Genomic DNA, 13,682 nt, shown 5'->3' on the forward strand with positions numbered 1-13,682 from the left:
CATTGCTTTATTAAAGTTCCTATCGTTTAATTTAGGTTTATAATTGGTTAGTTTAAGCTCCATTCTCCCCGTTTGGAGCTTAACTGTTTTTAAGCCAATTGGTTACGATTCTTAATGAACTATCTCTCTTAAATACAAAACATAGCATTTACGGTCAAATAAAGCGCATTAAAGTGTCGATTTTCAAAAATTGATGCCAAATTGATACTAACTTTCATCAAATACTGACAGCTATAACTACATACTCAAATCCGTTCCAACAAAAAAAGCCACCAAAAAGGTGGCTTCTAAATATTATCAATAAATAACGATTATTTACCAGCTGCTTTAGCATGATCTGCTAAAAACTGCGCTAAACCGCTATCAGTTAATGGATGCTTCAACAATCCCAAGATAGAGCTTAATGGACCAGTCATCACATCAGCGCCTATTTTAGCACATTCTACAATATGAACAGAGTTACGGATAGAAGCTGCTAAGATCTGAGTTTCATAACCATAGTTATCAAAAATCAAACGGATATCTTCGATAAGTCCAAAGCTATCAGCACCTATATCATCTAAACGACCTAAAAATGGAGAAACATATGTTGCACCTGCCTTAGCGGCTAACAATGCTTGACCAGCAGAAAAAATCAAAGTACAATTTGTTCTAATTCCTTTATCGCTAAAGTACTTCAAAGCCTTAATCCCGTCTTTAACCATCGGAATTTTAACAACAATTTTATCATCAAGTGCAGCTAAAGCTTCACCTTCTTTAACCATTCCTTCAAAATCTGTAGAAATAACTTCTGCACTTACGTTATCATCAACAATTGCACAAATATCTCTGTAATGTTGCAATACGTTTTTGTCTCCAGTAATGCCTTCTTTAGCCATTAAACTTGGATTGGTAGTTACACCGTCCAACACACCTAAATCTTGGGCTTCTTTAATCTGAGCTAAGTTTGCGGTATCAATAAAAAATTTCATATTATTTTAGTTTTTCTTTTTAATAATTAAATCGACAGCTGGTATAAAACCAAAAAATCGATTCAATCTTCAAATATATCAAGTTCTTTGTTAAAACCGACCTAATATTTTGAATTTAGACATGAATCACACATTTGTTCAACAAAACAACTCGGTTGATAAACAAGAAAATTTTAATGAGAAAACCTACTGGAAATTGGAGAGAAAAAAAATGGGCTAGTCGTTTCTATCGCACCGCTACAACTTCTTACCCTTGCTGCGTTCCCACCCTGGGGGAGTTCAGAAGGAGCTGGTCGTAGATGACTAACCCGGCGCAAAGGTATCAATTTTTAACAGATTCTAAAAAACCAAATGTCTTTATATCTTAACCTGTTGATAATCAAAAAATAAATTTATTTTTTCTTCTTTTTCTTGAACTTTTTCTCGGCTGCCTCGTTATCCGCAATCAAAGATTTCCAATCATTTAAGTGACCTTCAGAAACAGCCAAAGTTTCCTCGTATTCGGTTTTCTTAATGCTCATTACCTTAATAGGTTGCGTCAAATAAGTTTCAATCTCTGCTAAAATTGGTTTTTCCTCCTCACTACAAAAAGAAACCGCATTTCCTCTATTGTTTCCTCTACCGGTACGCCCTACCCTGTGCACATAATTCTCGGCAACATCTGGCAAATCATAATTCACCACATACTCCACCCCTTTTACATCTAAGCCGCGGGCGCTTACGTCTGTTGCAATTAAAATCTTTATTTTCCCCTCTCTAAAATCCTGTAGTACTTTAAAGCGTTCTTCTTGTTCCTTATCCCCATGTAATGTTGTGGTAACAATGTTTACGCGTTCCATGGCTTTAAAAACCCGCTCTGCCCGTACTTTTGTTCTCACAAAAACTAAAATCTTTTTATCCTGATTCTCTTTGATAACCCGCTCTAAAAAGAAACGCTTATCATCCATTTCAACATAAGCCACCGCATGGTCTACATTTTTAGAAACTGGGTCTTTTGGCGAAATCTGAATCCTAACTGGTTTGTTTACTAAAGCGTAAGCTAAATCTTTGATGTTTTCATCAATCGTTGCCGAAAAAAACATGGTCTGTCGGCGACGTGGTAAAAACTGAAGCAGATGTTTAATATCATCGTAAAAACCTCTATTCAACATATGGTCAGCCTCGTCAAGCACCAAAAAGTCAATCTTTTTCAAGTTCAAATGCCCTTTATGCACCAAATCAGAAATTCTACCAGGAGTAGCAATCAACACATCAACCCCTTTGCGCAGTTTTTCTATCTGTGGATCAATATCAACCCCGCCTATCAAAGAAATAGTTTCCACGTCCGTATATTGTCCAAGTTCATTAAAAACCTGTTCAATCTGTATCGCCAGCTCACGCGTTGGCACCATTACCACAGCTTTTACATTTTGCTCTGGCTCTCGGCGTTTGTTATAATGCAGCATACTAATCAGCGGAATTGCAAAAGCAGCAGTTTTCCCCGTACCAGTTTGTGCTATGGCTAAAATATCCTGCCCCGAAAGAATCTGTGGAATAGATTTAAACTGAATATCAGTCGGTTTTTTAAAACCTAAGTCGTCTAAACTTTTCTTTAATTCGGGAACAATGTGGTATTTACTAAATTTCATCGGGTGCAAATATAAGCATTGAATCAAGCTTTAATTTATTATTTAGTGCAAAGGATATTTGAAGACGCTAATCCTGCTATCCGTTCATACGCCCGCAGGCCTTAGCCACAAGCCGGTATCCACTACTATCAGGGCTAAAAAACATCCCTAAATATCCAACTTCAACCGCGAATCAAAATTGAAAGCAGTAATATCCAGAACTTTTATTTTAGAAAAATCCGGATGGGCCGGATTCAACAGATAATTATATTCTCTATCGACAATTGCCGACGGAACTTTTAAAATCATCGAACTCGTTTCCGAAAGCCATTTATTCCCCAGTTTCTGCGTGATCGGATAATGCAGAACCTTAAACCATTCCGCATTTAACCTTTGTAATCCCGACAGTTTAATTTCTTCTACCACTAAATCCTCCGGAAACTCAATCATCGCCATAGAAAATTTACCAGAATTTAAAGCAGAACCACTTTTATGCGCCAAAACTTCTAAACAAGCCAGTGAAGCTGAACCGGCAGTATAAATCATCCGCTCATTTTCACTATTCCACCTACCCGCAAAACCGGGCGCAAATAATAAAGAAGCAAATTTTGTTTGAGTGATTCTGTAAACTAACATTTTTGGAGACAAAAACTTAAAGCCGAAAGCTTAAAGCAAGGAATAGTTAGCTGAACACAATATAAGTCTTTTGACTTTTTACTTTGTACTTCCAACTTTACTTTAAGCCAAAATACCGTGATCAATACGATTTAGCTCATTCATAACTATATTGATACCAGTGATAGAGTCTAATAAATCATTTGGTTTTGCATCAATACCTATATTATGTTGTGGCAACCAATTTTTAAACTCATCTACAGAACCAAAAGTATCTATACCTTTATCATATAGCTCTAATAAAAACAGAACATGCTCACTTAAACTAGTACTTAACTCTTTTGGGTTACTTAAATGCTTACGTAGGGTTGGCTCTGTTAAATCTAAGTTTTTGGCCATATCAAAGCGAGTAGTACCACTTATCTGGAGCAGATCATTTAATGATTTTGAAGACAAACCACCTTTAATTACTTGTAACCTATTGATTGGAGACTCAAAATAGGTTTGATAAGGCGCAAGCGCTTCTGCAACCATAGATAGCCTGCGATCATCATCGTCCAAAATCTCGTAGTTTTTCATACCCAAATGTAATAATTTTCTTTTTGATTTGAAAATATTTTCATTTTTTTTTTAAGAAAAAATCTAAAACTTAGATTCTTTCGTTACTAAATCGATGAAAATAATATTTATCCTAATCATAATTTCCGCAATTAATTTAACGCTTTTTGCACAAAGCGATCAAGAAGCTAATCAACAATTTATCGAACGCTATAAAGAAAACAGCGAACTTTCTTACACCTCTCCGTTTTCAGAAATCGGTGCGCCGTCTAAATATCTTTTATCCGGAAAACTAACCACTACCTACATGATATTAGGTGCAAGAACTTTGCCAGTCGCTTTTGCTTTAATACCCGACTTTACTGTTCGGGTTAGAAATGAAAATTCTGCGGGAGTTAGAACACCAAGCTTTAAACTAGGAGGAACCGCATTTATCCGTTTAAATAGCGACGAACAGAATTACAAATACGCCGAATTAACCTTTACCCATCACTCAAACGGACAGGATGCCAGCGCAATAAATCCCGATGGAACCATAAATACTTACAATGGTAATTTCAGCACCAACTACCTAACATCCAGCTATCGCTTCGGGAAATTTGAGGATCATCAAAATGGAGAGAGTTATAACTCCTACAACCATAAATTGGGATTAGAATGGCATAAATGGTTTTCTTACGAAAAAGCACTAGAGGGCGAATATGGCTTCACAAGATTATTATATGATTTCTCTTTTAGGAAATATGCTTTTTACAACAATGAAAAAAGCGATAGATGGGAAAAAACCAGTTCGGGAAGTAGTGCAAGAAAGAGTTTGGAAAAAGAGTTTTTACGATTGAACGCCCAATTCTCTTACGCCGTAAACAAGATAAACAACAGCACAATTACCGACATCCAAAAAAGGCTAAATGTGGAACTTACCGCAAATTACAGCTTACCTTTTATGCATAATGTATTTCTAATGGCTACCGCAGGCTATTACGGCGAAGATCCCTACAATATTTATTTCGGCGATCATTATCCTTTTGTAAGGTTTGGGATTTCCACAGGCTTTATTAAATACAAGATAACTAACTAACTAACTAACTAACTAACTAACTAACTAACTAACTAACTAACTAAAAACTAATGTATAGAACTTACTCCGCCAGAAACGATAAACTTCATAGCTTGGGCAGATGTCATTTTTAAAGGTTTCACCTGCTCTGCTTTTACAATAAGTACTTGCCCAGCAAAAGAATACGACCACGGAAAATAAACCGCAACATCCCCTTTTAAACCTATAACAGTTAAATCTTTCTGGGTTAAAAACCCTATTCTTTTAAAACCATGGCTATCTTCCACCAATACAGGTTCGTTCAGCTTTTTATCATCCCCAACAAATGCCTCGGTTAAATCTTTAATAGATGAATAAATAAACTTAAAAATCGGAAGTTTGTTTAGCCATTTACTAAACCAATTATAAATAGGTTCGGTAATCAAATAAGTTGCTACAAAACCTGCAACTAAGATTACCAAAATTACAGAGAGCAACCCTAAACCTGGTATGTACAATGGTTTCCCAGTTGTAGGGTCCACAAAAATCCATTCACTTAAATTAAGTGCATCGTCCACAGAAGAAAACGCCCAAAACAAAAGAAAAAATGCAGCTCCCAAAGGTAGAACCACCAATAAACCTTTTATAAAATACCTTAATAAGGCTCTAAAAATCCGTTTCATAATTATTCGTAAAAGTACACCCTTTTTACACGTTGCGAAATGTTGGTGACCACTTCGTAAGGAATAGTATTCAATTGCTTGGCAAGTTCGTAAACAGTTAATCCACCCCCAAAAACAACTGCTTCATCTCCTTCGCTTACATCAATGCCTGTAATATCCAGCATGGTCATATCCATACATATGTTTCCGATGGTTGGAACCAACTGATTATTCACCAACATAGTACCTTTTCCATTACCCAAAGCTCTGGGGTAACCATCGGCATAACCGATTTTCACCGTTGCTGTTTTACCATCATGAGCCATTATACCACTCCTTCCGTAGCCAACCGTTTCTCCTTTTTTCAAAGTTTTAATTTGCGATATTGTAGTTTTCAAACTCGCTACGTTCGTCAACAATGGTTTTTCTTCCTCCACACTTTCAATTCCGTAAAGGCCAATACCTAACCTTACCATATCAAACTGCGCTTCTGGCCATTTACTAATACCCGATGTATTCGAAATATGGCGCAAAAAAGTATAGGAAAGGCAATCTTCCAAAATCTTCGTCATCGCTTCAAAATCAGCAATCTGCTGTAGCGTAAAATCACGATGTAGATCACTGTCGCTAGCAACCAAATGCGAGAAAACAGACTTTACTTTTAAAACGGCTTGTGCATTAAGCATAGTCGCCAGTTCATTGACCGTTTCCTTTTCAAATCCCAACCGGTGCATCCCAGTATCTAATTTGATGTGTACAGGGTAGTTATTTACTTTTTTATCACTTAAAAAAGTAGCAAAAGCCTGCAAAACTCTCAGCGAATATAATTCAGGCTCTAAATTGTAATCAAAAATTGCTTCGAAGGAGGAAACCTCAGGGCTCAACACCATTATTGGAATATTTATACCTGCCTGCCTCAAAGCAACTCCTTCATCAGCGTAAGCTACGGCCAAATAATCTACACGGTGATGCTGCAATAAGTTGGCAATCTCATCGCTCCCACTTCCATAAGCAAAAGCCTTAACCATTGCCATCAATTTTACACCAGGTTTCAGCTTCGCCTTATAGTGTTTTAGGTTATGGACTATAGCGTTTAAATTAATCTCCAAAACCGTGTCATGCACTTTTTGTGTTAACATTTTACTAATTCTTTCGAACTCAAAATCCCGAGCACCTTTTAGTAATATGGTTTCATTTTTAAAATCCTCACTATTAAACTGCGCTATAAACTCGTGTGTACTGTTGTAAAACAAGCTCCCCGCTGGAAATAGATTGCCATACAAACTAAGCTCTGGGCCAATACCTATAAACCTGTTTACACCTTTATTTTCGAGAAGATTTGCAACATCTTGATAAAGTTCTTTAGCAGATTTACCAGACTGATAAATATCTGACAGGATAAGTGTTTTTTTGGGATGCTGGTTCTGCTGGTTCAGAAAATCTATTGCAATATCTAAAGAAGAAAAATCGGAATTATAAGAATCATCAATCACGGCTGACTGATTAATCCCATTTTTAAGTTCTAAACGCATTTTAACAGGTAAAAGTTTTTCCATTCTCTTGGCAATAACTTCCTGTTCTATCCCTAAATAAAGCAAGGTAGCCCAGCATATTATCGCATTCTCTACGGACACTTGGTTGCTAAATGGAATTATAATTTCAATATTATTTTGTTGATAGATGGCAGAAATGGTTGCTTTGGCGCCATCACGTATAATTTCATTAACCTTTAAATCTGCATCTTGTGCTATACTCCAAGTAAATACTATTTTATCTTTTGGAAGCGTTAATACGTATTGGCTATTGCTAATTACAACTTTTGCATGGTCGAAAAGAGATAGCTTTTCCTGCAATTTCTGCGTTCTACTTTCAAAACCTTCATCATGTGCTGTAGCTATATTGGTCAAAATCCCGATATCGGGCCTAATTACCCGCTCCAAATTTTTCATTTCGTCAACAACAGAAATACCTGCTTCAAAAATTCCCAAATTATAATCATCGCTCATGTGCCAAACCGACAGTGGTACGCCAATCTGCGAGTTATAGCTTTTAGGACTTCTTACAATATCATAATCTGGAGCCAAAAGCTGATAAAGCCATTCTTTAACAATTGTTTTTCCGTTACTTCCTGTAATACCTATAACAGGATAGTCGAATTTTTCTCGGTGCACCGCAACAATTTGCTGCATTGCGGCGGTAGCATCTTTTACCCAAATAAAATTAGCGTTGGTATAGGTCTCGGTATTAAAATCTAGATCGGTTAAAATAAAACTATTTACACCTAGTTTATAAAGGGCATTAATATATTGATGTGCGTCTTTTGTGCCTTTTAATGTAAAAAAAACAGAGTTCCTTGCGTCGGTTATTTTCCTACTATCGGTTAGCAAGTGTTGAATAATTTGCTGCGGATTGTTAAGTAAGGACTTAAAACCCACTATTTCTGATAGTTCTTTGGCTGTAAAAGAAAACTGCGACATATTTCGCAAAGTTGATGATTATTCGCGAATATCACTAATTTTATCATTCATGGAAGAAAAGAAACAAGAGTCTATTAGCTATCAATCTGCGCTAAAAAAAGCTGAAGCTTATTGCGCTTACCAAGAAAGGAGCCAGTACGAGGTTCGTGGAAAACTGATTTCATTAGGAGCGAGAGGTTTGGAGTTAGAAAATGTGATTACAACTTTAATTGAAACTAATTTTTTGAATGAGGAACGTTTTGCAACAGCCTATGCTAAGGGAAAATTAAGAATCAAAAGCTGGGGACGAAGGAAAATTGCTGATGGCTTGAAATTTAAACAGGTATCTGCTCCGCTGATAAAAAAAGCTCTAAAAAATTTGGATGAAGATGAATATTTAGAAAAATTAAAAGATTTACTAGACAAAAAACGACCTTCTATCAAAGAAAAACAAGCATATAAACTCAATTATAAACTCAGCCAGTATGCAATAAGCAGAGGTTTTGAACCCGATTTGGTTTTTTATACATTGAAAACTAACGAATTATAAAAAACTTTGAATTTATTTAACGTGGGTTATTGCAAAGAATATTTTTCTGTCTATATTTGCAACCCGCAAGGGAAACAAAGTTCTTTAAAATATGCGAAAGTAGCTCAGTTGGTAGAGCACAACCTTGCCAAGGTTGGGGTCGCGAGTTCGAATCTCGTCTTTCGCTCTAGAAACTTTAAAGTTTCTATCAAGCTTACATGCTTGCTCAGATGGTGGAACTGGTAGACACGCAGGACTTAAAATCCTGTTCCCGTTAAGGGAGTGCGGGTTCGATTCCCGCTCTGAGTACAAACCTCTCACATGCCCGTGAGAGGTTTTTTATTTTAACGAAATGCAGTTTTTTGCCTATATATTGCAATCGGAAAAGTCAGGCAGGTTCTATATCGGACACACGCAAGATTTGATCGAAAGGTTAAAGAGACATAATTCGGGTATGGTTAAAGCAACAAAGAATAATTGACCTTGGTGATTAGTTTATTCTGAAGTTTTTGAAAATAAGTTAAAAGCAAATCAAAGAGAGCTGGATATTAAATCTAAGAAAAGCAGGATTTATATAGAAAGACTTCTTTAAAAATATAATTAGCAAAATTTATTCTGCTAATTTTCATAAGCGAAAGTAGCTCAGTTGGTAGACCCCAACCTTGCCAAGGTTGGGGTCGCGAGTTCGAATCTCGTCTTTCGCTCTTCACATAATCCATTCTAATCAACATTTCAATTGCCTTCCGCTTAATCTGCATGCAATTGATGGTATAAATAATTTCCGAGCCCAAAACCAACAAAAACCGTACTTTTGCAAATATATGGGCACATTAGATAAATTAAAATTAAGTAAGCAATTGCTTACCTCAATGACCAACAACGGATATTTGAGTCCTACCGAACTACAAGCTATTTTATTCCCGAGATTACATGGCGGACAAGATATTGTTGCTATTGGCCCTGATGGTTGTGGTAAAACAACAACTTGCGTATTAGCATCCTTAAATAAAATCACTTATACCGAAGAAATAGCCCCACGCGTTCTTTACCTAGTGCCGGATATTGAAACCGGAGAAGAGGTTTTAGACCAATTCCATACCTTAAACAGAAACAGAGATTTACGCTTTTTAGGTCTTTTTGCAGATGGAAGCAGTTTAGATCAACAAGTTTTAGAGCTTACTGATGGCGTAGATATTATTGTTGCTACACCAGACAGAGCTAGGGCCGCCTATTTAAAACTCGGTTTAAACCTAAATAAAATATTGCTTTTTGTAATAGATGATGCTGACCTGATTATCAAAAAAGGTTTGGTTTTACCAACTACTGAACTGGTTAGAGGAATTAAAAAATCACAGTTCTTGGTTTGCTCTGCTGTTTCTCACGAAAGGTTAGAAAAGCTTTATAATGGATTTATTCCTTTAGCGAATGTTATTGAGGTAGAAGATTTAGGAGACAACCAAATGAATACGGTTGAACAATTGCTTTATCATGTACCCAACTTTGGCACAAAGCTTTATCTTATACAATTATTAATGGAGGATAAAGATGTATTTGATAAGGTTCTGATTTTTACAAACACCCGCTTTACGGCAGAAACGGTTTATAAAAACCTGGCTAAAGATTTTAAAGATGAAACGGCGGTTTATCTGCCTGCTCATTTTACCGAAAATACTTTTAGTCAACTTATTGATTTTAAATTATCGCCTAAAAGTCGGATATTGGTTATTGCGAATGAGGATGTTGATGATTTAGATGTTTCGGATTTTCCTTGTGTTATTAATTTTGACATACCCGAAGATACGCTAACCTACACTCAACGCGTTCTATTACGTACAGAAGCGCAAAAGGAGCAACTTGCAATTACCTTTTGCACCGACTTAGAACTTAGTCAAATACGCCGGTTAGAACAGAAGCAAGGAAAGAAAATACAGCCCGTGAAGCTACCTGAAGACCTATATATTGTTAAAGACAAGCCAAAAAAGACTAGCGAAGATGAAAATAATTAAAAAATAGTCGCATTTAATTCGCAAAGTATTTGCATATTATGATAAAAAATAAATATCTTCGTTTTAAACGAATAATTAATCATCAAATAAATATAAAAAATGGACAAATTTAATGAACTAAAAGCACTTATCGGTGCAGCAGAAGCAGATGCAGTAGCTTTTTTTGACAAAGGAAACAAAGCTGCAGGAACAAGATTACGTAACGCTATGCAACAAACTAAGGTTTTAGCACAAGACATTCGTAACGAAGTTACCGCTAAGAAAAACGGATAGTAGTATTTTATACCATCTTCCAAAAAACAAAAGCCTGACTTATTAAGTTAGGTTTTTTTGTTTTTAGACAAACTCCCAATTAGCCTATGCTAAGCATTTGTATCCCCCATTATAATTTCGTAAACCCTCATCTATTTGAAAGCCTATTTACGCAATGTAAGAACGCTGAAATTATTTTCGAGATTCTAATTGTGGATGATGCGTCTAGACCAATCTCAAAAACCTATCTAAAAAGCCTCACTAAGCCAGGATTCAAAATATTTTTTTTAAAGGAAAACATTGGCCGAGCTGCGATTAGAAATTTTTTAGCAAAACAAGCTCAATACCCTTATTTGCTTTTTTTGGATGGCGATGCAGCAATTATAACCGATCATTTCATCACTAGATATTTGGATTGTTGTGGTGATAGAATTGTTTCCGGCGGAAGGGTTTATGATAACAAGGTACCCAAACCTGAATATTTTCTTCACTACAAATATGGTACGCAAGTAGAACAGCTTGCCGAAGCACAATTTCAGTCTAATAATTTTTTAGTTCCAAAATCAATCTTCTCCAAAATAACTTTCGATGAAGAGATTAAAGGCTATGGCTACGAAGACGTGATTTTTGGTTGGGATGCAAAACGGTTGGGTTTAGAGCTAATCAGAATTAATAATCCGGTTCAGCATATTCAACTAAAAAGTAACCATGAGTTTATTTCAGATACAGAGCAGGCTTTGCTAAACCTAAAAAAGCTAATCGATCGTAGAAAAGATGGACAGTTGGAAAAAGAGGTGCGCATCTCTGCATTTTATCGTAAGCTAAAAAAATTCAGACTCACATTCTTGTTATCCATCAAACAAACGGAAATACTAGCAAAAGCAAGAGAATTATTGTGTTTGAACCTCCCGATTGGATCAACACTACTGATAGCTATTTACAAGCTTTATTACTACCACTCCTTACAAAAAGTGTAGTTAAAGATGATAGGTGTTTTCGTTCTTTTTAATTACGCCTGCGTCTAGCAAAGTTCTAATTAGACTTAGCTTTTCTTTCTCGTTTCCTTTTTTAATTGCCGACAGTAATTGTCTAGTATCTGATTTTTGGCTTTTTAAATGGTTTAAAACATTAGCAGTCATTTGCGATTCCAAATCCCCAATCTCACTCCTCTTTTCTGCCAAACAAACATCACAGATTCCACATTTCTTAGCATCGGTTTCGTCAAAATATTCCAAAATCTGCATGCTTCTACATTTCTCCTGTTCTACAAAGGCCAAGGTACTCAGCATTTTCTGATGGTAATTTTGTTTACGTTCAGCTAAGTACTGCCTATCGATCAGTAAATCCTCGGTTTTAAAACGTGGCTTTATAAAGGTCAACAGAGGTTGGTTGGTTTGTTGCTGATAGCTGATGATTTCTAACTTATCTAACTCTTGCAAGTACCTAATAGTCATCGCTTTTGAAAGGTTATTCTTTTTAGCAATATCCATTTCTTTGATATTGACAAACTGGTCGAAAGCACCACCGTAAGCTCGCAAAACCGATTTAATAAAACCGTCGAATTTCGAATTCTCAACTTGGAAACGATATAAATCTTCCCCGTTTACCAGAAATTGAATCCGCGAAAGCATTAAAGCACTTTCATTCAGTACAAAATAATCGTCATGTTCTAAAAACTTGATTGCACTAATGGTGCTCACCACATCTAACTGAAATTTAGAACAAAAATCTGCGAGGTTAAATTCGTAAGTAATCCCTTCTCCCGATTCAAAAGGTATTTGCAGGTAATTACTGATGAAGTGATAAATTCTTTTGATTCCGTCTGGCGATGGGAAATTTTGCTCATAGCGCTTTTCAAAACTAATCCGGTCGCGGGGTTGAAACAGCACAACAGCATAAGCTTTACGTTCATCTCGGCCTGCCCTCCCCGCTTCTTGGTAATACGCTTCTAAACTTTCCGGGATTTCATAATGCACCACAAAGCGAACATTTGGTTTGTCAATACCCATTCCAAAAGCGTTAGTAGCAACCATTACCTTTACCTTATCATTTAACCAAGCGCTTTGCTTTTCCGATCGTTCATCCAAATCTAAACCTGCATGGTAATATTGCGCAGGTATTTTATGCTGATTCAGATATTTTGCAAGCTCTACGGTATCTTTTCGAGTTCTTACATACAAAATACCACTCCCTACTACACCATTACAAACATCTAAAAGCTTTTGTAACTTATTTTCTTGATTGATAACGGAGTAGCTCAGGTTCTTACGCTCGAAACTTTTTCTGAAGATATTTTTCTCTTTAAATTCTAGCTTCTCTACAATATCCAGCTGTACCTTCTCCGTTGCCGATGCGGTTAATGCTAAAACCGGTACACCGGGATGGATTGCTCTAAAATCTTTAATATGCAGGTATGGCGGACGAAAATCATAACCCCATTGCGAAATACAATGTGCTTCATCAACAGCTAGTAAATTCACTTTCATGTATTTTACCCGTTCGCGTACCAAATCAGAAAGTAGCCTTTCTGGCGACAGGTACAAGAACTTAACCGGTCCGTAAACACAATTATCCAAAGCAATATCAATCTCACGTTTGCCCATTCCAGAAACAATCGCCACGGCATTAATTCCACGATGCTGTAAATTCTCGACCTGGTCTTTCATCAACGCAATCAGCGGAGAAATAACAATGCAGATACCTTCCATCGCCATCGCCGGCACTTGAAAACAGATTGACTTCCCTCCACCAGTTGGCAATAAGGCTAAAGTATCTTTTCCGGCAAGTACAGCATCAATGATTTCTTCCTGTAAAGGTCTAAATTCATCATAACCCCAAAACTGCTTTAAAATATCTTTAGTCAACGTATTTATGCTTTAAAACAAAGAAAGCGAATATTTATCATTTTTTGGCGTTCAGTTATTTTACAATAAATCTTTAGTATGCTTATTGCCTACAAAATCAGTGTAAAAAACAGATAGATAAATATA

13 protein-coding genes, 3 tRNA genes and 1 other RNA gene are annotated in these 13,682 nt (G+C 36.3%); 9 read left to right on the plus strand and 8 right to left on the minus strand.

Annotated features, from left to right (window positions below):
• Positions 1-311: 311 nt before the first annotated feature.
• The 5 genes from fsa to B176_RS0109635 all read right to left on the minus strand — a co-directional run bounded on the left by fsa (position 312) and on the right by B176_RS0109635 (position 3,772).
• Positions 312-971, minus strand: coding sequence for a fructose-6-phosphate aldolase (gene fsa / locus B176_RS0109615; RefSeq protein WP_017258596.1), 660 nt, complete (start codon positions 969-971; stop codon positions 312-314).
• A 211-nt stretch (positions 972-1,182) separates the two neighbouring features.
• Positions 1,183-1,280, minus strand: an RNA gene (gene ffs, locus B176_RS20620) — signal recognition particle sRNA small type.
• A gap of 83 nt (positions 1,281-1,363) precedes the next feature.
• The gene (locus tag B176_RS0109625) at positions 1,364-2,599 is read right to left on the minus strand and encodes a DEAD/DEAH box helicase (RefSeq protein WP_017258598.1); all 1,236 of its coding nucleotides are present in this window, start codon (positions 2,597-2,599) and stop codon (positions 1,364-1,366) included.
• A gap of 147 nt (positions 2,600-2,746) precedes the next feature.
• Entirely contained in the window at positions 2,747-3,214 is a 468-nt protein-coding gene (locus B176_RS0109630) for an RES family NAD+ phosphorylase (RefSeq protein ID WP_017258599.1), read from the minus strand.
• 102 nt (positions 3,215-3,316) lie between these two features.
• Entirely contained in the window at positions 3,317-3,772 is a 456-nt protein-coding gene (locus B176_RS0109635) for an antitoxin Xre/MbcA/ParS toxin-binding domain-containing protein (protein WP_017258600.1), read from the minus strand.
• 94 nt (positions 3,773-3,866) lie between these two features.
• Between B176_RS0109635 and B176_RS0109640 the strand changes: the two genes are divergently transcribed.
• Positions 3,867-4,829, plus strand: coding sequence for a hypothetical protein (locus B176_RS0109640; protein ID WP_017258601.1), 963 nt, complete (start codon positions 3,867-3,869; stop codon positions 4,827-4,829).
• A 47-nt stretch (positions 4,830-4,876) separates the two neighbouring features.
• Here the strand turns inward: B176_RS0109640 and B176_RS0109645 are convergent, their stop codons facing one another.
• Both B176_RS0109645 and B176_RS0109650 read right to left on the minus strand, forming a co-directional pair.
• Positions 4,877-5,470: a DUF502 domain-containing protein gene (locus B176_RS0109645; protein WP_017258602.1), complete on the minus strand. Its 594-nt coding sequence runs from the start codon at positions 5,468-5,470 to the stop codon at positions 4,877-4,879.
• 2 nt (positions 5,471-5,472) lie between these two features.
• A complete protein-coding gene (locus B176_RS0109650) occupies positions 5,473-7,926 on the minus strand; it encodes a bifunctional UDP-N-acetylmuramoyl-tripeptide:D-alanyl-D-alanine ligase/alanine racemase (protein WP_017258603.1) in 2,454 nt (817 codons plus the stop codon).
• 49 nt (positions 7,927-7,975) lie between these two features.
• Here B176_RS0109650 and B176_RS0109655 point away from each other — a divergent pair, with 49 nt between their 5' ends.
• From B176_RS0109655 to B176_RS0109685, 8 genes are all read left to right on the plus strand, one after another.
• Entirely contained in the window at positions 7,976-8,455 is a 480-nt protein-coding gene (locus B176_RS0109655) for a regulatory protein RecX (protein ID WP_017258604.1), read from the plus strand.
• A gap of 93 nt (positions 8,456-8,548) precedes the next feature.
• Positions 8,549-8,621: transfer RNA gene (locus B176_RS0109660), tRNA-Gly, on the plus strand.
• Between the two features lie 37 nt (positions 8,622-8,658).
• A tRNA-Leu gene (locus B176_RS0109665) sits at positions 8,659-8,743 on the plus strand.
• A gap of 43 nt (positions 8,744-8,786) precedes the next feature.
• The gene (locus B176_RS21590; RefSeq protein ID WP_083852701.1) at positions 8,787-8,915 is read left to right on the plus strand and encodes a GIY-YIG nuclease family protein; all 129 of its coding nucleotides are present in this window, start codon (positions 8,787-8,789) and stop codon (positions 8,913-8,915) included.
• Positions 8,916-9,065: 150 nt separating this feature from the next.
• Positions 9,066-9,138 (plus strand) — tRNA-Gly (locus tag B176_RS0109670).
• A gap of 117 nt (positions 9,139-9,255) precedes the next feature.
• Positions 9,256-10,440 (plus strand): DEAD/DEAH box helicase, encoded by a 1,185-nt coding sequence (locus B176_RS19365; RefSeq protein ID WP_017258605.1) that lies wholly within the window; start codon positions 9,256-9,258, stop codon positions 10,438-10,440.
• Between the two features lie 99 nt (positions 10,441-10,539).
• Positions 10,540-10,713, plus strand: a complete 174-nt coding sequence (locus B176_RS0109680) for a hypothetical protein (protein WP_017258606.1) — start codon at positions 10,540-10,542, stop codon at positions 10,711-10,713.
• 86 nt (positions 10,714-10,799) lie between these two features.
• On the plus strand, positions 10,800-11,669 hold the full coding sequence (locus B176_RS0109685; RefSeq protein ID WP_083852702.1) for a glycosyltransferase family 2 protein: 870 nt from the start codon (positions 10,800-10,802) through the stop codon (positions 11,667-11,669).
• Here the strand turns inward: B176_RS0109685 and B176_RS0109690 are convergent, their stop codons facing one another.
• Positions 11,670-13,556, minus strand: coding sequence for a RecQ family ATP-dependent DNA helicase (locus B176_RS0109690; protein ID WP_017258608.1), 1,887 nt, complete (start codon positions 13,554-13,556; stop codon positions 11,670-11,672).
• Between the last annotated feature and the right edge of the window lie 126 nt (positions 13,557-13,682).

It is taken from the genome of Pedobacter arcticus A12 (assembly GCF_000302595.1).
In the GTDB taxonomy this organism is placed as follows: Bacteria; Bacteroidota; Bacteroidia; order Sphingobacteriales; family Sphingobacteriaceae; genus Pseudopedobacter; species Pseudopedobacter arcticus.